At 63.3% G+C, this 20,454-nt stretch carries 20 protein-coding genes; 9 read left to right on the top strand and 11 right to left on the bottom strand.

Annotated features, from left to right (window positions below):
- Positions 1-126 precede the first annotated feature (126 nt).
- Positions 127-1,233, top strand: a complete 1,107-nt coding sequence (locus LWF01_RS07035) for a DNA polymerase IV (protein ID WP_490384689.1) — start codon at positions 127-129, stop codon at positions 1,231-1,233.
- A gap of 287 nt (positions 1,234-1,520) precedes the next feature.
- Here LWF01_RS07035 and LWF01_RS07030 read toward each other — a convergent pair whose 3' ends face one another.
- From LWF01_RS07030 to LWF01_RS07005, 6 genes are all read right to left on the bottom strand, one after another.
- The gene (locus LWF01_RS07030) at positions 1,521-1,922 is read right to left on the bottom strand and encodes a cytochrome c oxidase subunit 4 (RefSeq protein WP_349640322.1); all 402 of its coding nucleotides are present in this window, start codon (positions 1,920-1,922) and stop codon (positions 1,521-1,523) included.
- Complete coding sequence (gene ctaD / locus LWF01_RS07025) at positions 1,919-3,637, bottom strand: aa3-type cytochrome oxidase subunit I (RefSeq protein ID WP_349640321.1); 1,719 nt, start codon at positions 3,635-3,637, stop codon at positions 1,919-1,921. The genes LWF01_RS07030 and ctaD overlap by 4 nt, the downstream gene beginning before the upstream one ends.
- On the bottom strand, positions 3,634-4,449 hold the full coding sequence (ctaC, locus tag LWF01_RS07020; protein ID WP_432762002.1) for an aa3-type cytochrome oxidase subunit II: 816 nt from the start codon (positions 4,447-4,449) through the stop codon (positions 3,634-3,636). Before ctaC ends, ctaD begins: the two co-directional genes overlap by 4 nt.
- A 163-nt stretch (positions 4,450-4,612) precedes the next feature.
- The gene (gene aat / locus LWF01_RS07015; protein ID WP_349640320.1) at positions 4,613-5,272 is read right to left on the bottom strand and encodes a leucyl/phenylalanyl-tRNA--protein transferase; all 660 of its coding nucleotides are present in this window, start codon (positions 5,270-5,272) and stop codon (positions 4,613-4,615) included.
- A 31-nt stretch (positions 5,273-5,303) separates the two neighbouring features.
- Positions 5,304-5,660: a HesB/IscA family protein gene (locus LWF01_RS07010; protein ID WP_349640319.1), complete on the bottom strand. Its 357-nt coding sequence runs from the start codon at positions 5,658-5,660 to the stop codon at positions 5,304-5,306.
- 118 nt (positions 5,661-5,778) lie between these two features.
- The gene (locus LWF01_RS07005) at positions 5,779-7,143 is read right to left on the bottom strand and encodes a dipeptidase (RefSeq protein WP_349640318.1); all 1,365 of its coding nucleotides are present in this window, start codon (positions 7,141-7,143) and stop codon (positions 5,779-5,781) included.
- 22 nt (positions 7,144-7,165) lie between these two features.
- Here LWF01_RS07005 and LWF01_RS07000 point away from each other — a divergent pair, with 22 nt between their 5' ends.
- Positions 7,166-7,756, top strand: a complete 591-nt coding sequence (locus tag LWF01_RS07000; protein ID WP_349640317.1) for a DUF3043 domain-containing protein — start codon at positions 7,166-7,168, stop codon at positions 7,754-7,756.
- Here LWF01_RS07000 and LWF01_RS06995 read toward each other — a convergent pair.
- Together LWF01_RS06995 and LWF01_RS06990 are read right to left on the bottom strand one after the other, a co-directional pair.
- A complete protein-coding gene (locus LWF01_RS06995; protein ID WP_349640316.1) occupies positions 7,753-8,025 on the bottom strand; it encodes a hypothetical protein in 273 nt (90 codons plus the stop codon). The genes LWF01_RS07000 and LWF01_RS06995 overlap by 4 nt on opposite strands.
- A gap of 7 nt (positions 8,026-8,032) precedes the next feature.
- A complete protein-coding gene (locus LWF01_RS06990; RefSeq protein WP_349640845.1) occupies positions 8,033-9,085 on the bottom strand; it encodes a quinone-dependent dihydroorotate dehydrogenase in 1,053 nt (350 codons plus the stop codon).
- A 162-nt stretch (positions 9,086-9,247) separates the two neighbouring features.
- Between LWF01_RS06990 and LWF01_RS06985 the strand changes: the two genes are divergently transcribed.
- On the top strand, positions 9,248-10,801 hold the full coding sequence (locus LWF01_RS06985; protein ID WP_349640315.1) for a leucyl aminopeptidase: 1,554 nt from the start codon (positions 9,248-9,250) through the stop codon (positions 10,799-10,801).
- 13 nt (positions 10,802-10,814) lie between these two features.
- Here LWF01_RS06985 and LWF01_RS06980 read toward each other — a convergent pair whose 3' ends face one another.
- A complete protein-coding gene (locus LWF01_RS06980) occupies positions 10,815-11,183 on the bottom strand; it encodes an oxidoreductase (protein WP_349640314.1) in 369 nt (122 codons plus the stop codon).
- A gap of 137 nt (positions 11,184-11,320) precedes the next feature.
- On the opposite strand from LWF01_RS06980, the gene lpdA reads away from it, so the two are divergent.
- The 3 genes from lpdA to LWF01_RS06965 all read left to right on the top strand — a co-directional run bounded on the left by lpdA (position 11,321) and on the right by LWF01_RS06965 (position 15,621).
- Positions 11,321-12,718, top strand: a complete 1,398-nt coding sequence (lpdA, locus tag LWF01_RS06975; RefSeq protein ID WP_349640313.1) for a dihydrolipoyl dehydrogenase — start codon at positions 11,321-11,323, stop codon at positions 12,716-12,718.
- A gap of 32 nt (positions 12,719-12,750) precedes the next feature.
- The gene (sucB, locus tag LWF01_RS06970) at positions 12,751-14,598 is read left to right on the top strand and encodes a 2-oxoglutarate dehydrogenase, E2 component, dihydrolipoamide succinyltransferase (protein ID WP_349640312.1); all 1,848 of its coding nucleotides are present in this window, start codon (positions 12,751-12,753) and stop codon (positions 14,596-14,598) included.
- A 129-nt stretch (positions 14,599-14,727) separates the two neighbouring features.
- A complete protein-coding gene (locus tag LWF01_RS06965) occupies positions 14,728-15,621 on the top strand; it encodes a TIGR01777 family oxidoreductase (RefSeq protein WP_349640311.1) in 894 nt (297 codons plus the stop codon).
- Positions 15,622-15,628: 7 nt separating this feature from the next.
- Here the strand turns inward: LWF01_RS06965 and LWF01_RS06960 are convergent, their stop codons facing one another.
- Positions 15,629-17,179 carry a serine/threonine-protein kinase gene (locus LWF01_RS06960; RefSeq protein ID WP_349640310.1) on the bottom strand — a complete coding sequence of 517 codons (1,551 nt, stop codon included), beginning with the start codon at positions 17,177-17,179 and terminating at the stop codon, positions 15,629-15,631.
- 103 nt (positions 17,180-17,282) lie between these two features.
- Here LWF01_RS06960 and lipB point away from each other — a divergent pair, with 103 nt between their 5' ends.
- The 3 genes from lipB to LWF01_RS06945 all read left to right on the top strand — a co-directional run bounded on the left by lipB (position 17,283) and on the right by LWF01_RS06945 (position 19,838).
- Positions 17,283-17,942, top strand: a complete 660-nt coding sequence (gene lipB / locus LWF01_RS06955) for a lipoyl(octanoyl) transferase LipB (RefSeq protein WP_349640309.1) — start codon at positions 17,283-17,285, stop codon at positions 17,940-17,942.
- A gap of 109 nt (positions 17,943-18,051) precedes the next feature.
- The gene (gene lipA, locus LWF01_RS06950) at positions 18,052-19,059 is read left to right on the top strand and encodes a lipoyl synthase (protein ID WP_349640308.1); all 1,008 of its coding nucleotides are present in this window, start codon (positions 18,052-18,054) and stop codon (positions 19,057-19,059) included.
- A gap of 41 nt (positions 19,060-19,100) precedes the next feature.
- Entirely contained in the window at positions 19,101-19,838 is a 738-nt protein-coding gene (locus LWF01_RS06945; protein ID WP_349640307.1) for a DUF4191 domain-containing protein, read from the top strand.
- Positions 19,839-19,900: 62 nt separating this feature from the next.
- Here the strand turns inward: LWF01_RS06945 and LWF01_RS06940 are convergent, their stop codons facing one another.
- Entirely contained in the window at positions 19,901-20,341 is a 441-nt protein-coding gene (locus LWF01_RS06940) for an RDD family protein (protein ID WP_349640306.1), read from the bottom strand.
- Between the last annotated feature and the right edge of the window lie 113 nt (positions 20,342-20,454).

Below are 20,454 nucleotides of genomic sequence, written 5' to 3'. Positions count from 1 at the left end.
CCGGCGCCACTGGTCTTAGGAACACGTCAACATGCTGGGCCGTTACACCTTCACCGCAGGCCCCGTAGGCATGCGGCTTCGGCCCAGGAGGATGCGGGCTCTGTGACCAAGCTAGGTTGAGAGCCGATGTATGCCAGGAACTTAAGGCAGACTGGTAGCGTGAGCGGAATCCGGTGGGTGCTGCACGTCGATCTCGACCAGTTCATCGCGGCGGTCGAAGTGCTACGGCGGCCGGAACTCGCGGGCAAGCCGATCATTGTCGGCGGTCGGGGCGATCCCACGGAAAGAGCTGTGGTGTCGACTGCATCCTACGAAGCCAGGGCCTTCGGCGTGGGTTCCGGAATGCCCTTACGCATTGCGGCCCGGAAATTGCCCGACGCTGTAATCCTGCCCGTCGATCAGGAGGCTTACCTCGCGGCGTCTGAAACGGTGATGGCTACCCTCCGCGCGCAGCCCGGCGCCACAGTTCAGGTGCTGGGTTGGGATGAAGCCTTTATAGGCACTGAGACAGAGAATCCGGAAGCCTATGCTCGGCAGGTGCAGGCCGCTGTCCTGGAGCGGACGCAGCTGCATTGCAGCGTGGGCATCGGCGACACCCTGATCCGAGCCAAGGTCGCCACCGGTTTCGGCAAGCCAGCCGGCGTCTTCCGTCTCACTTCCGGGAACTGGCACGACGTCATGGGCAATCGACCCACCAAGGACCTGTGGGGCGTCGGAACGAAAGTGTCGGGCCGGTTGGCCAAACTCGGCATCAACACAGTCGCCGAGCTCGCCGCGTCCGATCCCCAAGACCTGGTCCCGGAGTTCGGCCCCAGGATGGGTCCTTGGTACGCGGAGCTCGGACGCGGGGACGGCATCAGCGTTGTGGACAACACCCCGTGGGTTGCCCGCGGGCATAGCCGGGAGACCACTTTCCAGCGTGACCTGACCGAGCCTGCCCAGGTGGACGACGCCGTGAGGGAGTTGACAGCGCGTGTCCTTGAGGATGTTGTGTCCGAAGGGCGGGCCGTGGTTGGGCTGACCCTCAAGGTCCGGTACGCACCGTTCTTCACCAAGACCCACGCGAGGAAAATTCCCGAGACATTCGACCGGAACGACATACTTGTGCGGGCCTTGGACCTCGCAGCCGGAATCGAGGCGGGCCGTCCGATCCGGCTCCTAGGCTTGCGGGCCGAAATGGCAATGCCCGACGATGCCCGAAAGGGACATACGCCGACGCGCGGCGGTTGGTGACGGCGGCGCTGCCTTCCTTACCAGCGCGGATGAATCGCATCGCGGAAGCAACGGCCGTAGATGCCCTGTGCGCCGGTGGCAAGCCCGGTGTCGACGTCGTACATCGCTCTCTCAGCAGCGTTTGCCCTAGCTTACGCCGCGGAACGGCACCAGGAAGCGTCTCGAGTGCTCGGGCGGACATGGCGACGCGGAACGCGCCGTTGACGACCGAGCCGTTCTCCCGCTAAACGACTCTGGCCCGCAGGCAGTCGGTTGACTGCTTGCGGGCCAGCGTAACGCTTAGAGGTTCAGTGCGCGTGGTCTCCGCGCGAGTACTCATATACCCAGCCAACGATGGCAACGATGCCGATGAATGCGCCGATCGCCATGATCCAGTAGGCCACAGCGAGGCCGAGGAACATGATCGCCGCGGATCCGGCGAGGATGATCGGCCACCAGCTCCAGGGGCTGAAGAATCCCAGCTCGGAATCGCCGTCTTCGATCCGGGCGTTCGGGTTGTCTTCCGGCCGCTTATCGATCCGGCGCGAGGTCTGGTACAGGTAGCCACCGATCAGCAAGGCCAGGCCAGCTGTCAGAAACAGTGCGGCCGCGCCGACCGGCTCCTGCCAGTCGGTCAGGATCGAATAAACGATGGCCACCGGGGCGAAGAAGCCAACTCCGCCGAGGAATAGCCAGGTCTCGAATTTCACTGGTTATCTCCTACTTCTGCCGGCCCAAGTAATTTCGAGCCCACCGGTGCGGTTGAGCGATGTTCTGCCGCAGTCAATTCAGGGTGGTTCTGGTCGAAGGCCGGGCGCTCGGAGCGGATCCGCGGCATCGTCACGAAGTTGTGTCGTGGCGGCGGGCAGGACGTTGCCCATTCGAGCGAACCGCCGAAGCCCCACGGATCATCGACCGTGACTTTCGGAGCCTTACGTGCGGTGCGGAAGACATTCCAGAAGAACGGCAGCAGCGAGGCGCCCAGGACGAATGAGCCAATCGTTGACAGCTCGTTCATCCAGGTGAAGCCGTCCTGAGGCAGGTAGTCGGCGTAGCGGCGAGGCATCCCCTCGACGCCGAGCCAGTGCTGGACCAGGAATGTGCCGTGGAAGCCGAAGAACAGCATCCAGAAGTGGATCTTCCCAAGACGCTCGTCGAGCATCTTTCCGGTCCACTTCGGCCACCAGAAGTAGAAGCCGGCGAACATCGCAAACACCACGGTTCCGAACACCACGTAGTGGAAGTGCGCCACGACGAAGTACGAGTCAGACAGCTGCAGATCCAGCGGCGGGCTGGACAGAATGATGCCGGTGATACCGCCGAAGGTGAAGGTGACCAGGAACCCGATCGCCCACAGCATCGGGGTTTCGAACGTCAGCGACCCTCGCCACATCGTCCCGATCCAGTTGAAGATCTTCAATCCGGTCGGAACGGCAATCAGCATCGTCATGAAGGCGAAGAACGGCAGCAGCACGGCACCGGTGACGTACATGTGGTGCGCCCACACCGACACCGACAGGGCAGCGATGGCGATGGTGGCGTAGACCAGGCCCTTGTAACCGAAGATCGGCTTACGGCTGAACACCGGGAAGATCTCGGAAACGATGCCGAAGAACGGCAGCGCGATGATGTAGACCTCAGGGTGGCCGAAGAACCAGAACAGGTGCTGCCAGAGAACCGGACCGCCGTTCTCGGCGTCGAAGATATGCGCACCGAACTTTCGATCGGCGCCAAGCGCGAGCAGAGCTGCGGCAAGCGGCGGGAAGGCCATCATGACGAGCACGGCCGTGATCAGGGTGTTCCAGGTGAAGATCGGCATCCGGAACATCGTCATGCCGGGGGCGCGCATGCAGATAATCGTCGTAATGAAGTTGACCGAACCAAGGATGGTTCCAAAGCCGGACAACGCCAGACCGAACACCCACAAGTCACCGCCGGCGCCAGGAGAATACGTCGTGCTGGACAGCGGCGAATAGGCGAACCAGCCGAACGACGCGGCGCCCTGCGGCGTCAGGAAGCCGCCGAGTACCATCAGGCTGCCAAACAGGAACAGCCAATAGGCAAACGCGTTCAGCCGCGGGAACGCCACATCCGGCGCACCGATCTGCAACGGCATCACCACATTGGCAAAGCCGGCGAACAACGGGGTCGCGAACATCAGCAGCATGATTGTGCCGTGCATCGTGAACATCTGGTTGTACTGCTCTTTGGTCTCCAGGATCTGCATGCCCGGCGCGAAAAGCTCCGCGCGGATCAGCAGGGCCATCAGGCCACCGAAGCAGAAGAACACGAACGAGGTAATCAGGTACAGGTACCCGATCGTCTTGTGGTCAGTAGAGGTGATCCACGAGACGACGACCTTGCCCTTGCTCCTTGGGACGACCGGTGCCATTTCTGTCATCGGGCGGCCAGCTGTTGTCGTCATGACCCGACCTTCTCTTCTTGTCCAGGGTTGCGGTCGTACTCTGGGCCGAGCTGACCGACGTTACCCTCAGCTTTCAGTTTCTGAATGTATGCGTCGTACTCGCTCTTTGGTACGACTTTTACATTGAAGAGCATCTCGGAGTGGTACTCGCCGCAAAGCTCGGCGCACTTACCGACGTAGGTGCCCTCCTTCTGCGGTTCGAAGTAGATGCTGGATTCCCGGCCGGGAATCATGTCGCGCTTCTGCAGGAAGGCCGGAATCCAGAATGAGTGGATGACATCGCGTGAGCGAAGCTTCATTTCGATCCGCTCCCCTTCCGGCAGGTAGAGGACCGGGCTGTTCTTGCCAGGCTCCTCCGTGCCGTCCAGGTTGGTCTGCACTCCGGCGTAGTAGACATTGTCAGTGACGTAGTTGAAGTCCCACGCCCACTGTTTTCCAACTGCCTCGATGACCACAGTCGGATCATTCGGCTTCTGGATGGCCTCCTGGTCGCGGACCGTGAAGAAGAACAAGACCATCACCATCAGGACCGGTACCACGATGTAGAACGTCTCGATCGGCATGTTGTAGCGCAACTGCACTGGCATGCCGGTCTCGCCTTTACGACGGCGGTAAACGACGACACACCAGATAATGAGCGCCCAAGTGATCACGCCGACGATCAGGCCGGCGGCCCAACTGCCGTTCCACAGGGTCATAATCCGGTCGGTGTGGTCGGTCGCCCCAACGGACTCCTCGGGGAGGTAACCACGTTTGAACTGCGCCATGGAGCAGCCGGAGGTCAACAGCACCGCAGCGGTCACAGCCGCCACAGTCAACTGCTTCGATCGAGACCATTTGGTCCGATCTGGGGATCGATACTGAGAGCGCACGCGCAGCCTTTCCCAGGTTTTCTCAAGTCCGTGTCGCAGCGGAACGGGCGTCCGTCGCGGCACAAGGAACATATACGTCAAGTTCGTCGTTCTAACCCTACCGCTACGTTCGGTAGAAATCGGTGTAAGGGTCACCTATGTTGGCGATTCGAGCCGGTTTTCTTACCCGCAGCGCCTCGGCCAGAAAGTTCTGGTACTCGGCCCGCGAAATCGATTCGATTCCCAATGACGCCAGATGACTGGTATTCCACTGCACGTCGATGATTCGCCGCGGGTCTGGATCTTCCTGCAGAAGTTCGACGAGTCCCATCAGCGCCACCTTCGATGCGTCGGTGCGGTGATGGAACATCGACTCTCCGGCGAAGAGGCCGCCGACGGCGATCCCGTAGAGCCCACCGGCCAAACCTTCCTGGTCCCAGGCCTCGATGGAGTGCGCCCAGCCGGCCCGATGCAGGCTGGTGTAAGCCTCGACGATGTCGTCGGTGATCCAGGCACCCGGACGGGACTTGTCGGCGCAGGCGCTGACTACCGCTTCGAATGCAGTGTCCACCCGGATCTCGAAACGGCGCCGGGCCTTCCGCAGTGACCGGGACACGACGAGGCGTTCTGGGAACAGCACACCGCGTTCTTCCGGAGACCACCAGCCGATGGGTTCCGCGCCGTCGTCGCCGAGGCCCATCGGGAACAACCCGGCCCGATACGCAGAAAGGACCCGCAGGGGCTCGAGGTCTCCCCCGACAGCCCGCAAATCCTGCGGATCCATTCTGGTATGTCTTCTGCAGCCGGCTTAGCGGCTAGTGGAACGAATCGCCGCAGGCACACGAACCGCCGGCGTTCGGGTTATCGATGGTGAACCCCTGCTTTTCGATCGTGTCGGAAAAGTCGATCGTCGCACCGTCGAGGTACGGGACACTCATCCGGTCGACGACGACCTCGACGCCATCGAAATTACGTACAGCATCGCCATCGAGGAAGCGCTCGTCGAAGTACAACTGATAGATCAAGCCGGAGCATCCGCCGGGCTGGACGGCGACCCGCAGCCGCAAGTCGTCGCGGCCCTCCTGCTCAAGCAGGCTCCTTACCTTCAATGCTGCCTCGGCGCTCAGGCCTACACCGTGCTGTGCGACGTCGGGTTCGTTGACAACTGTCATCGCTTTATGCCTCCTCGTCCGCAGATCAATGCGGGTACAACGTGCTTATGTGTTCCTACACGGATAACGCTTCGCTAAAAGAATCTCTTCCAGAGTAGGCCCTTTGCCGCCCAAATCGTTAGTCCTGGCCGCCCAGCCGGGCTAGCAGCAGCGCCTCCGCGACGATGGCGTTCTGGAAGTCGGGCAGGTGCAGCGATTCATTGGCGCTGTGTGCCCGGGAGTCCGGGTCCTCGACCCCGGTGACCAGGATCTCTGCGGCGGGAAACACCTCAAGCAGGTCAGCGATGAACGGAATCGATCCGCCGAGGCCAATATTCACTGACTCGGTTCCGAAGGCGTCGCTGAGGGCAGTGTGGGCAATCTGCACGGCGGGCGAGTCGAGGTTAGCCGACCACGGTTTTCCGGCCTCCTCAGCACCGAACTCCAGCCTGGCGCCGAATGGCACATTCTCGATCAGGTGCTTCTTCAGCGCCTCCAGCGCGGACTCCGGATCGTCTCCCGGGGCGAGCCGCACCGAGATCTTCGCCTTGACGCTTTCCCGGATCGTGTTCGAGGCGACAGCCACATCCGGAAGGTCTAGTCCGATCACCGCGACCGCGGGTTTGGCCCACAGCCGCTCACTGATCGATCCGGTTCCGATCAGCTCGACACCGTCGAGCAGGCCCGAGTCCTTCCGGAATGTCGCCTCGTCGTAGTCGAGTTCTGGCCTGGGAGCAGTCGCGAGACCGTCGATCGCGACATTTCCCGCCTCGTCGTGCAGAGTGGCGAGCAGCCTGAACATCGCCGTGGCTGCATCGGGAATCGGGCCGCCGTACATCCCTGAGTGCACGGCGTGATCCAGGGTGGCGAGCTCGATGTCAAGCGAGGCCAGGCCACGCAGCGACGAGGTGAGCGCCGGCACGCCGATCGCCCAGTTGGAGGAATCAGCAACCACAATCACATCTGCATCGAGCTTCGCGCGGTAAGTCTCGAGAAAGTTCCGGAAGCTCGGACTACCTGCCTCCTCCTCGCCTTCGAAGAACAGCGTCACCCCGACGTTGAGCGAATCGCCCAGCGCACGGATGGCGGCGAGATGGGCCATGATCCCCGCCTTGTCGTCGGCTGCACCGCGGCCGAACAGCCGCGTCTCGCGGCGCTCGGCGGTAAACGGCTCGGTCAGCCACAGCTTCCTGTCACCTGGCGGCTGCACGTCATGGTGCGCGTACAACAGAACAGTCGGCTGCCCGGCGGGCGCCGGCCGACTCGCCACGATGGCAGGGGCTCCGGGCGTTCCCTCCGGCGTCGTAGCCCGCAGAATTTCCACATCGGCGAATCCGACGTCACGGACGAGCTCTGCCACCGCGTTGGCAGACCGCTCGACTTCGGCGGCATCGAAGGCGTCCCAGGCAATGCCCGGGATCGCCACCAGAGCGGAAAGGTCGTCGACAGTTGATTCAAAGTTGGCTGCTACGGAGTCACGCAGGCTTTGTGCGAAGTCAGTCATATTGACACGGTAGTCTTGTGAGGTGTTCGGACGTAAACAGACTCCTCCAGAAGCTCCCGGGCCAGCCCCCGAAGATCAGCCTGCCGGCCCCGGCGTCGGCAAGGGGCGGCCGACTCCCAAGCGGAGGGATCAGGAAGCGGCGCGCAAGCGTCCCCTGGTTCCCAATGACCGTAAGGAGGCCGCCCGGCGTTCCCGTGAGCAGGAGCGCGAGCAGCGAGGCAAGGCGCGCGAAGCCATGCTGTCCGGCGATGAGCGATACCTGCCAGCCCGGGATCGTGGTCCGCAGCGTCGTTACGTTCGTGACGTCGTCGACGCCAGGGTCTCGGTCGGCGAGTTCTTCATGCCAATGGCGATCGTCGTGCTACTGCTGGGATTCATTCAGGAGCCGGCGTTCCGCTTCTATTCACAGATGGCGCTGTATGTCGTCGTACTGCTTGTGATTGCGGACGCCACGATCATTGGTTTCACGCTCAAGAGCCGGCTGAAGAAGAAGTTCGGCACCGGAGAGGTCGAGCGCGGCGTCGTGTTCTACGGCATCATGCGCAGCCTGCAGATCCGGCGGCTGCGCCTACCCAAGCCGATGGTCAAGCGCGGCAGGCTCAAAGACGACTAGGCCTCCGCCTGCCGGGTTCCCTCAAGCGTGAGCGTGTACAGTCGCTGGCCGCGGTGCCGTAACTCGACGGCGAGCACTCCGTTGGCCGCCAGCGGACGCCAGTTCTCACCGATCCAGGCCTCGGCATCGGCCTGGGCCGGGAAGCCGGCTACCATGTGCGCCCCATATTCCGGTGTTTCGCCGTGCTGCCGGGCCAAAAGCTGCTTTGCCTGGTCCGAGGCGCCCTGTGACTCGGCAAAGGACCAAACATATTCCGTTGTTTCCGCCATTGATTCCCTAGCTCTCTAATGCGCTGGCGGCGAGGCCGGAAGTGACCCGGTTCGCCCAGAACGGACCCTGGTAGAGGAACGCAGTGTAGCCCTGCACGAGGTCGGCTCCTGCGTCCAACCGCTCGATCGCATCCTGAGCGGTGGTGATGCCGCCGACGGCGACCAAGGTCATGTCATCTCCAGCCCGATCCTTGAGCAGCTTCAACACCTCCAGGGCACGCTGTCTGACCGGGGCTCCGGAAAGTCCGCCCGCTCCTGCCTTCTCGATGAGCGCCGGTGCGCTGCGTAGCCCGTCCCTGCTGATAGTCGTATTCGTGGCAATCAGTCCGTCCAGCTTAAGCTCGGTGGCGAGGTCGGCGATCGCCAACAGGTCGGCGTCGGCCAAATCAGGCGCGATCTTCACCAGCAACGGAACATGTCCCAGCGAGCTGGCCGGGTTCGTCACGACGCGATCCGCGGCCTCGCGGACAGCCCTGATCAGCGGCCGAAGCGCCTCAACCGTTTGCAGGTCCCGAAGCCCGGGCGTGTTCGGTGAGGAAACATTGATCACCAGATAGTCGGCGAGCGGCGCGAGTAGTTCGGTGCTTCTGACGTAGTCGTCGACCGCGTTCTCGATCGGCACCGCCTTTGTCTTGCCGATATTGACGCCGATCACCGGGCGAATCCCGCGGGGCACATGCTCGAGCTGCTCGCGGGCGGCCGAGATATTGGCGGCGACCGCTTCGGCACCTGCGTTGTTGAAGCCCATCCGATTGATCACGGCGTGATCTGCTACCAGCCGGAAGAGTCGCGGCTTGGGGTTCCCTGGCTGAGGCTGGCCCGTGACCGTGCCGACCTCGATGGCCCCGAACCCCAGATTTCCGAGTGCACAGACGCCGACCGCGTTCTTATCGAATCCGGCGGCCAGGCCGAAGGCAGAGGGAAAATCCAAGCCGAGGGCCCGCACCCTGTGGTGGCGCTTTGGATAACAGAACCGCCGCACCAGCTTGCTGGTGACCGGCATGCGATTGAGGATACGGATGGCGGCAAAGCCGATGCTGTGCGCCAGCTCCGCGTCCATCCATGAAAACAGCGCTTTGAATACCAAGGGATACACGAGACGTAACCCTAGCTAACCTGGCCGGACCAGTACACCGGGCGACCGCCGGCAGTCAGCACCTGATGCACGGATAGCATCGAGAGATCGACTTACACCGACGTGGGAAGGAAGCTGACTCATACCGTGAGCACAGACAAGAAAACAAGCGCTGTCCTGGCCAATAAGAATGTCGCCAAATTTGGAGCGGACGTTCTGGTCCTTGGCATCACCCCGGCCGAGGCTAAAGGAGGCAGCCCCTCGGTGGTATCTGCCACCGACCTGCCGACTGACCTGGCCGCTCGGCTCAACAAGGCGGCTGCCGCCTTGAAACTTACCGGCGCGCCGGAAGAGTTTCACCGCCTGGCAGGCATGGACGGCATCGCCGCGGACAGCGTCGCCCTGATCGGACTTGGCAAGGACGCCGACGATGAAGCCAGCCGGCGTGCGGCCGGCGCGGCCACCCGGCAACTCGCGGGGGCCGGCCACGTTGCGATCGCTCTTCCTGCGTCCAGCACCGAGACGCTCGGCGCAGTCGCCGAAGGCGCGCTGCTCGGAGCATACTCATTCGACAATTTCCGCTCGGCAACAAAGGCCGACCGGAAGGCTCCGGTTGAGAAACTCACGATTCTCAATCCGCAGGCCCGGGAAAAGTCAGCACAGGCCGCGCTGTCCAGGGCCGTCGCCGTCGCAGCCGCAGTGCACGGCACCCGGGATCTGGTCAATCAGCCGCCGTCGCACCTGTTCCCGGCGAGCTTCGCCGAAAGCATTCGGAATCAGGCTAAGGGACGTCCGGTGAAAGTGACCGTTCTGGACGAGGGTCAGTTGGCCAAGGACGGGTACGGCGGCCTGATCGGCGTCGGCCAGGGCTCAAGCCGGCCGCCCCGCCTGGTCAAGGTGGCATATACCCCCGCCAAGCCGGCGGCACACCTGGCCCTGGTCGGCAAAGGCATCACTTTCGACTCCGGCGGGATCTCGCTCAAGCCAGCCGCGGGCATGGAAGAAATGAAGATGGACATGGCCGGCGCGGCATCCGTCGTCCAGGCGCTGTTCGCCGTCGCGGACCTGCAGCTTCCGGTTCGGGTGACCGCCTGGCTCGCACTGGCCGAGAACATGCCGTCCGGCACGGCCCAGCGGCCTTCGGATGTGGTCTCGATCTACGGCGGCCGCACTGTCGAGGTGCTCAACACGGATGCCGAAGGTCGTCTGGTCCTGGCCGACGGCATCGTCGCCGCGAGCGAGGAAGACCCCGATCTGATCGTCGATGTGGCAACGCTGACCGGCGCGCAGATGGTTGCCCTAGGCAACCGCGTCTCCGCGGTGATGGGCGACGACGACACCCGGGACAAGGTTGTCGCAGCAGCGAAGCGGGCCGGCGAGCAGTTCTGGCCGATGCCACTGCCCGCGGAACTCCGCAAATCACTGGATTCAGCGGTCGCGGACATCTCGAACATCGGCGAGCGGTTTGGCGGAATGCTCGTCGCCGGCCTTTTCCTGCAGGAGTTCGTAGGACGCGTCGGTGCCAAGCGGGGCGCCGACTCGGCATCTGACGATGGCGCGCCGCGCATTCCATGGGCGCATCTCGATATCGCCGGTCCCGCATTCAACAGCGGGACGCCGCACGGCTACACCCACAAAGAAGGAACCGGAGTGTCGGTGCGCACGCTGGTCGCCCTGGCCGAGGACCTGGCCGGACGCTAACAAGCGGGGGCCGCTAGTCGCCGCGTTTTTCCTGATCGCGTTTGGCTTTTGTCCAGGCGCGCATTCGCGGCGGGTAGCCGGTCTGGTTCACGTCGTACACCGGAATGGACAGCTCGCGGGCCAGGTTCCAGCCGACTTTCTCGGATGGGACCGCCCTGCGGGTCCACTCCCCCGTTGTCGCGATCAGCAGCATGGTGGCCGGAGTCGACGCCGTGGCAGGTTCGATGTATGCCTCGACGCCGACCCTGGTGTCCCTGAAATCCCGGATGTGCGAGATGGTTGCCGCCTTGCGGGAGCGCGGGCTGTCATCGTCGGACCCAGTTGCCGGCTGGGACGCGTTTCGCCGGAAGATCGATTTCATTCGGCTCGAAAATCTGCTCATGTACGTTCCTCTCTATGAGCATTTGTTCACATGTGATCAGCCAGACACAACCGCGGTTGCGCTATTGCACAGCACTAGTGGAAAGATAGATTCCGCAATCCATTATTCAAAACGTCTTAGACGCGAGGGAGCGTTCCGTGAGCGGTACTGAACAGGAACAATACGATCTCGTCATCCTCGGTGGTGGCAGCGGCGGATACGCCGCGGCTCTTCGGGGAAGCGAGCTGGGCCTGTCAGTGGCCTTGATCGAAAAAGACAAACTCGGCGGAACCTGCCTGCACCGCGGCTGCATTCCGACGAAGACCCTGTTGCATGCCGCCGAGGTAGCCGATGCGGCTAAGGAAGCCGGCCAGTTCGGCATCAAGGCAACTTTTGACGGCGTGGATATGTCCGGCGTCAATAGCTTCAAAGACGAGGTAGTCAACCGGAATTACAAAGGCCTTCAGGGTCTGGTGAAGGCCCGCGGCGTCAAGCTGGTCGAAGGCACCGGCAAGCTGGTCGGCACCGACACCATCGAAGTCACCGGCGCCAACGGCACGGAGAGCTACAAGGGCAAGAACATCATTCTCGCGTCCGGCTCATACTCGAAGTCGCTTCCCGGTCTGGAAATCGGCGGCCGGGTCATCACGTCGGAGCAGGCACTAGAGCTCGACTACGTTCCTGAGCGGGTGGCAGTTCTCGGCGGCGGCGTGATCGGCGTGGAGTTCGCCAGCGTCTGGAAGTCGTTTGGGGCCGAGGTCAGCGTCATCGAAGCGCTGCCACATCTCGTGCCGAACGAAGACGAGGCGATCTCGAAGGCGCTTGAGCGCGCGTTCCGCAAGCGCAAGATCAACTTCTCGGTCGGAGTCCGGTTCAAGGGCGTCGAACAGGATGACAACGGGGTCAAGGTGACCCTCGAAGACGGCAAGACCATAGAGGCAGACCTGCTCCTGGTCGCCGTCGGCCGTGGCCCGGTGACCGACGGTCTCGGCTATGAAGAAGCCGGTGTGACCCTCGATCGCGGCTTCGTGATCACCAATGACCGCCTGCACACCGGTGTCGGCAACATCTATGCCGTCGGCGATATCGTTCCAGGCCTGCAGCTCGCGCACCGCGGTTTTGGGCAGGGAATCTTCGTCGCAGAGGAAATCGCCGGACTCTCCCCCGCCCCGATCGACGAATCTGGAATTCCCCGGGTTACCTACAGCGAGCCGGAGATCACCTCCGTCGGGCTCTCGGAAGCGCAGGCGAAGACGAAGTTCGGCGACGACAAGGTCGAGACAATCGAGTACAACCTCGGTGGGAACGGCAAGAGCGTCATTCTGAAAACCACAGGATTCGTCAAGCTTGTCCGCGAAAAGGACGGACCAGTGGTCGGCGTGCACCTGATCGGCGCTCGGGTCAGCGAGCAGGCCGGAGAGGGACAGCTGATCGTGAACTGGGAGGCATACCCTGAAGAGGTTGCCCAGCTCATCCACGCTCACCCGACTCAGAACGAGGCAATGGGAGAGGCCCACCTCGCACTGGCGGGCAAACCGCTGCACTTCCACTCATAATTCATCCCCTACCAGGAGAGACCTAAGCGATCATGTCGAACTCCGTGCAGATGCCGGCCCTCGGCGAAAGCGTCACCGAGGGCACCGTTACGCGCTGGCTCAAGCAAGTAGGTGACGAAATTGCAGTAGACGAGCCACTACTCGAAGTTTCCACCGACAAGGTGGACACCGAAATCCCTTCGCCCTACGCAGGCGTTGTCGAGAAGATCCTCGCCGAAGAGGACGACACTGTCGAGGTCGGCGGCGACCTGGCCATCATTGGTGATGGCTCCGGATCGGACGACTCCGGCGCTGAAGATGAGGGTGCCGCGGACGACGCGGGCGAATCCGCTGAATCCGGCGCGGAAGAAGCACCGGCCGAAGAAGCCCAGGACTCCGGCGCGGAAGAATCCGCGGAGGAAGCACCTGCAGAAAAGGCTCCCCAGGCCGATGCTTCACCTGCCGGCGGTTCGGCAGAGGGCACCGAAGTCAAGATGCCTGCGCTCGGCGAAAGCGTCACCGAGGGCACGGTGACCCGCTGGCTCAAGCAGGTCGGCGAAGAGGTCGCGGTCGATGAGCCGCTGCTCGAGGTTTCGACCGACAAGGTGGACACCGAGATTCCCTCGCCGGTAGCCGGAACTATTTCGAAGATCCTGGCCGAAGAAGACGAGACCGTCGAGGTCGGCGGCGCCCTTGCCATTATCGGCGGCTCGGACGCGGGTTCCGACGACGCGGGGTCCGACGACGCGGGTTCCGAAGAACCGGCGCAGTCCGCTACCGACCAGGCCGAGGAGGCAGCAGCCGAGGCAGAGGACGAAACCGTCCAAGCTGAGTCGGCCGCACAGCCTGCCCAGCAGGAGACTCCGGCCCCGAAGCCAGCAGTTAAGGAACAGCCTGCACCGGCAAAATCGGAGCAGGAGCCAGCCGCTCCGGTGGCACCGCACTCAGCGGCCAGCACGGCCGCCAAGGTCGGCGAGGGCGCCGGATACATTACCCCGCTCGTGCGCAAGCTTGCCGGACAGCACGGTGTCGACCTCTCCGACCTTGACGGCACCGGCGTCGGCGGACGGATCCGCAAGCAGGATGTCCTCGATGCGGCGGCCAAGGCGAAGGAAGAGGCTCCGGCGGCTGCTGCCGCACCGGTGACCGAGGTCCAGGTTTCGGATGAGGCTGCCAAACTGCGCGGCACTACGCAGAAGGCTCCGCGGATTCGCCAGACCATTGCCAAGCGGATGAAGGAATCGCTTGACGTGTCGGCGCAGCTGACCCAGGTGATCGAGGTCGATATGACCCGGATCGTGAAGCTGCGGAACAAGGCAAAGGACACTTTCTTAGCCAACGAAGGCGTGAAGCTGACCTTCCTGCCATTCTTCGCCAAGGCAGTTGTCGAAGCGCTGAAGCAGCATCCAAAGGTCAACGCCTCGTACGACGAAGAGGCAAAGGAGATCACCTATCACAACGCCGAGCACCTGGGTATCGCAGTCGATACCGACCGCGGTCTCCTGGCTCCAGTGATTCACGATGCCGGTGGCCTGAACATTGCCGGTCTCGCGCACAAGATCGCGGATCTCGGGCAGCGCACCCGGACCAACAAGGTCAGCCCGGAAGAGCTTGGCGGCGGCACCTTCACGATCACGAATATCGGCAGCGTCGGAGCGCTGTTCGATACTCCGATCATCAACCAGCCGCAGGTTGGCATCCTCGGTACCGGAGCAATCGTCAAGCGTCCAGTGGTGCTGACAAATGCTGAGGGGGACGACACCATCGCTATCCGCTCGATGGTGTACCTGCCGCTGACCTACGATCACCGTCTGGTTGACGGCGCCGATGCCGGTCGCTTCCTGCAGACCATCAAGGCACGGCTTGAAGAGGGAAACTTCGAATCTGAGCTCGGCTTGTAAGTCAGCTCAACAAGTGAGGGGTCCGCCGGTTTCGGCGGGCCCTTCGCTGTTTCGCTGAACTGTTTGCTAGGCCGTATCCCGGCGCTGCCTCGTGTTCGGCCCGCCTACACCTCGTGCTTAGCTGGGGAGATGAAGATTCTCGTCGCCGGTGCAAGTGGCTTCATTGGCTCGGCTTTACTGCCTCACCTCGTGTCCGAGGGGCACGAGGTGACCCAGCTCGTGCGCAGGGCGCCACGTACTTCCGCAGAAGCACACTGGGATCCTGCATCGGGCCGGCTGGAACCTGCGATCATCGACGCCCACGATGTCGTGATCAATCTGGCCGGCGCCGGAGTCGGAGACCATCGTTGGTCGACGGAGTACCGACGGCTGATTCGCGACTCCAGGGTCGACACAACCACAACCCTGGCTAAGGCAATGACACAGGCCGCCCGGCCTCCGCAGGCCTTCGTGAATGCATCAGCGGTTGGTTACTATGGCGACCGCGGCGATCAGATTCTGGACGAGACCGCTCCCCCGGGCACCGGCTTTCTCAGCGAGGTTTGCAGCCAATGGGAATCGGCTGCAGATACCGCTCCCGACGGCGTCCGGATTGCCAAATGCCGGGTAGGCATTGTGCTGGCCCCGGATGGCGGAGCCCTGGCTCGGCTGCTCCCGCTGATCCGGTTCGGGCTGGGCGGGCCGCTCGGTAGTGGAAAACAATGGTGGCCATGGATCACCTTGCCGGACATCGTTCGAGCCTTCGCTCACGCCGCCACGAACGATAGCCTGGCTGGTCCGGTGAACTTTGTCGGACCGGCGCCCGCACGCAATGCCGATATCGTCGCTTCGCTGGCTCGGGCACTGCGCCGGCCGGCGGTTCTGTCGGTGCCGCGCTTCGCGTTGCGGGTCGCGGTCGGCGAACTTGCCGGCGACATTCTCGCCTCTACTCGTGCCGTTCCGGGCCGCCTGCAGGAATCCGGTTTCAACTACCGCCACAACTCGCTGACCGCAGCCGCCGCCTGGGCGGCGGGCGAGCCCTGAACCGCGGCTAATCCGCCGGTGCGGGCTCGATGTCCTGCACCACCCAGCGCCCGTCATGCCGGGCCAGAGTGAACACCAGCACGCGCGGTGGCTGCGCCGCGCCCCGCCCGGTTTCGTGACCGTCCGCGCCGACAATTCGATATTTCGACACGGAGGACTCCGCCGCAAGCCTTACACCGGTCGGGCCCGACGAGGAACGCTGCGCTTCCCCGGCCGGCAAAACCTTGATATCGGACAGTCGGAAACGCAGACCTTCGTAGGTCTGCCCCGCACGCTCAAGTTCCTGCAGCGACTCCTGGTCGGCAGCTCGGGCCGACGACGATGGCGCCGTCAGGAAGTCATGCCAGCGTTCGTCAGCGGTCGCGAACAGCTGTTCCCGCACCCAGGCAAGCGCGGTCAGCCCGGCGGAAGGATCCTCCGCGGCCAGCGATGCCGCGACCCGCTCCGGAAGTCCGAGCGGAGCATCTTCCCCTGACGGCTGATCATGCTGCCGGATGCCTCGCGCCGCGAAAAGCGCGCCGGAGAGCAATATCAGCACGCCGATCGCGGCGGTCACCGTCCGCTTCGAACCGAAGCGCTGCCTACGGGCCTTGCGTCCCCGTTCCCGGGCCTTGGGGCCGGGCTTTCGGGCCTTGGGGCCGGGCTTTCGGGCCTTGGGGCCGCGCTTTCGGGCCGAGACAAGCGTAGGCCGCCGGACCTGGCTATCCTGCCGGGAGCCCGCGATCTGCAAGGCGCGTCGCGTGGACGGGGGTCGAGCGCCTGCCACGTCCCGCCCAGCAATCGCCTCTTGCCCGACATCGACCGGGTCCAACCGGATCTCGGCGGTAAGCGCATCCGAGGGATGCTGATTCCGATCGGTAGCGACAATCCGGACCGGTTCCGCCGGGCAGGCGTCGAGCAGGGCCGCACCGAACTCTGCCGCGGAAATCCTGACTTCGCCGGTTGCAACTGACGAGATCAACTCGAGCAGCTCGGCGGGTACCTCAGGAACTATAAGCGACAACGGGATCAGATCCATCGAGGAATAGCTTCTGCCAGCAGCGAGTTCCAAAGCCGTCCTCGCCAGGTGCCGGACGTCCGCCGCCTGTCCTTCCGCTGCCGACCCTGCGTTGCCCGGGCCGAGCGGATACTCGATCGCCGGTTGGCCACTCGCGCGCAGGTTGATCGTCATGCCTGAGACCGCACCGTGTACAAAGCCTGCGTTGTGCAGAGCGGAAAGGGCCAGCGCCGTCGGCGCGGCCACCGTGACAACCTCACCTGGAGGCAGTCCCCCGCGGGCCAGAGCAAGCGGCCAGACCGCGCCGGCCGCGGCGTACTCGCTGATCACGGCCGTCCTGCCCGCGGCCGACACCACGTCATGCACCCGGAGAAGGTGACGATGGTCAATATCGAAAGACGCGAGCTGCTCAGGCAGGTCCAGGACAATCCGGGCCGCGTACGACGTGCCGCCGGCGCCCAGCAACCAGCAATCCGGTTCCGCACCGAGCGGGCGGAGCACCTCGTAGCCCGGTATCGACGGGGAATCCGGGGTGCCGGCTGCCTCTTCCGAACCGTGCATGCCCCTCACTCCTTCTCTTATACGGCTGTTTACCAGCGTTTAATTCTGTTTAGTCCGATTAAACACCCGAGACGTTTCTGTCGTCCAGGGTTAAAGTCGAGGAATGAGTCTTACGTTTACTGAGCTCGGCTTTGCTCCCGACTACGTGAACTACCTCGCCGGCTGGAATCACCAGCGACGGCTGCACGACGAAGTCGTCCGGGGAGTCACGGGCGATACGGTGCTGTTGCTCGAGCACGAAGCGGTCTACACAGCCGGGAAGCGCACGGAACCATGGGAACGTCCGGCCGACGGCACGCCGGTGATCGACGTGGATCGGGGCGGAAAGATCACCTGGCACGGGCCGGGCCAGCTGGTCGGTTATCCGATCATCAAGCTCGCCGATCCAACCGCGGTCAGGAAGTACGTCGAATCCCTCGAGGCCGCACTGATCGAAGTCTGTGCCGAGTATGGGATCGTCGGCGACCGGGTCGAAGGCCGCTCAGGCGTGTGGCTGGAGCCAACCGACACCAAACCGTCCCGCAAGATCGGCGCGATCGGGATCAGGGTCGATCACGGCGTGACAATGCACGGTTTCGCCCTGAACTGCTCCAATAGCCTCGACGGATACTCGACCATCGTGCCCTGCGGGATCGCCGACGCCGGGGTGACGTCGATCGCCGCCGAAACCGGCACGAATGTTTCTCCGTATGACACGCTGGCTCTCGTCAGGAAACGACTGGTTCATCACCTCGCTCCGGCGATCGAGGAGATCTCAGCCTGATCTGCCCGCACTGTGCTGTTCGCCACATCGCTCTGGTGAGTGCAGATGCCACCCGCTGTACTAGGCTGAAATTTGAGACGCCGCCGATGCCGTACTAGGGAGTGCGCACGTGACTATTGCCCCTGAAGGACGTCGACTCCTGAGAGTCGAGGCCCGTAACGCCGAGGTTCCGATCGAAGACAAGCCTTCGTGGATCAAGACCAAGGTCAAGATGGGCCCGGAGTACACCGAACTCAAAGGGCTGGTCCGATCCGAAGGCCTGCATACTGTCTGCGAAGAGGCCGGCTGTCCGAACATCTTCGAATGCTGGGAAGACCGGGAAGCGACATTCCTGATCGGTGGCTCGCAATGCACCAGGCGCTGCGATTTCTGCCAGATCGATACCGGCAAACCGGATGACTTCGATGCCGACGAGCCGCGAAGGGTTGCGGAGTCCGTTGCGCAGATGGGCCTGCGTTACTCGACCATCACCGGAGTAGCCCGCGATGACCTGGCCGATGGCGGTGCCTGGCTCTACGCCGAAACCGTCCGGCAGATCCACGGGCTGACCGAAGCCACCGGCGTCGAGCTGCTGATTCCTGACTTCAACTCCGACGACGAGCAACTCGCCGAGGTGTTCTCCTCCCGGCCGGAGGTTCTCGCGCACAACGTCGAAACCGTCCCCCGGATCTTCAAGCGGATCCGCCCGGGCTTCCGCTACGATCGCTCACTGTCGGTGATCACCAAGGCGCGCGACGCAGGTCTGGTCACGAAGTCGAACATCATCCTCGGGATGGGTGAAACCTACGACGAGGCAGTCGAAACTCTGCGCGACCTGCACGCAGCAGGTACGGACATCATCACGATCACCCAGTATCTGAGGCCGTCGCCCCGGCACCATCCCGTGGATCGTTGGGTAAAGCCCGAAGAATTCGTTGCACTGAGCAACGAGGCGGAGCAGATCGGCTTCCTCGGGGTAATGAGCGGGCCGCTCGTGCGTTCTTCCTACCGGGCCGGGCGCCTCTGGGCCGGCGCAATGAAGAAGCGGGGCTGGCAAATCCCGGAACACCTGCAGCACCTCGATCGGGACACCCCTGCCCGGCAGGAAGCGTCGGCGCTGCTGGCGGCCGAACGCTGAGGTGTCAATAGCCGGTATTTCTACCGCTTAGAATTGTGAGTATGTCAACCAGCAACGATTCCCCCAAGGGCGGACTGTTCCGTCGGAAGCCCAAGGACGAAAAGCCCAAGAAAGACGGCCGGCTGAAGCAGATCTGGTCCGTTTTCCAGATGACACGCCGCCAGAACCCGAATGTGGTCTGGTGGATGCTGCTCGCGTTCCTCGGGGTCGTCCTGATCGCGCTGCTGATCGGCCTCTGGTTCGGCCATCCGATCTACAGCAGTATTCTCGGCGCGGCCGTCGGCGTACTCGCGGCAATGTTCATCCTGGCGAGGATGGCAGAGCGGGCAGCATTTGCCCAGATCGAGGGACAGCCAGGGGCAGTCGGCGCTGCCTTGGGCACGCTTCGTCGCGGCTGGGCAGTTGAGGAACAGCCCGTCGCAATCGAGCCCCGCACGCAGGATGTTGTGTTTCGTGCCGTCGGCCGGGGCGGCGTCGTCCTGGTCAGTGAGGGCCCTCCACAGCGCGCCTCGAAGCTGCTCGCCAAGGAGAACAAGAAGACGACCCGGGTGCTGCCGAACGTTCCGGTGCATCTGATCCAGGGTGGCAACGCGGACGGGCAGGTTCCGCTGCGAAAGCTGCCGTCCACCGTCACCAAGATCAAGCCGACTCTGACCAAGGCCGAAGTTCTGGCGGTTCGCAAACGATTGACCGCTCTTGGCGGTGCGTCATTGCCGATTCCTAAGGGAATCGACCCGACGCGGGCTCGCCCCGACCGGAAGGCCATGAAGGGCCGCTAGTCGCGAGCAGACGAGAACGGGCGGTAAGGATATTTCCCTTACCGCCCGTTTCGTGCCTCAGCTCAGATCCGCACCAAAGCAGTTCCGGCAGCCTTGTCGTGCAGCCCGCGCTGGTCGGCATCCCAAATTCCTGCCGGGATCACCAGGCACAGCAGCACCGTGCGCACGAAGGCCCACAACGGCCCTGGCCACCGGCCGTCGAGCCGGATAACCCTGAGGCCAAGAATTCGGTGCCCGATCGAGTAACCGAGGGTTCCGACCAACAGGATCTGCTCGGCGGCAAAGATGCCGAGTATCGCCCACTGGTTACTGTCGAATGCGAACTTCGCAATGAGGAAGGCAAGGCCCCAGTCAATGATCAGGGCGATCAGGCGACGGCCGAAGCGCGCCATCGATCCACTGCCGTTTTCCGGTCGCCCCAACCGCTCCCCCGGCCACCGCACAGGTTCTCCGGGGGTAGGAGTGCCTTCGATCCATGTTCCGATATCGCGCCTGTCAACCACAGCCACGAGTTTACTCTGTGCCCGGCCGGTCTCGTGCCTTGTCACCTGCAGGCACCCGCCGTGCGCGTTGAGCAGACACGCTGTGTGATCGCCGAAGCACCCGCTGGACGCGC

Origin of the sequence: Saxibacter everestensis, assembly GCF_025787225.1 — a bacterium.
In the GTDB taxonomy this organism is placed as follows: Bacteria; Actinomycetota; Actinomycetes; order Actinomycetales; family Brevibacteriaceae; genus Saxibacter; species Saxibacter everestensis.
This window is presented reverse-complemented; position numbering and strand designations above follow the sequence as displayed.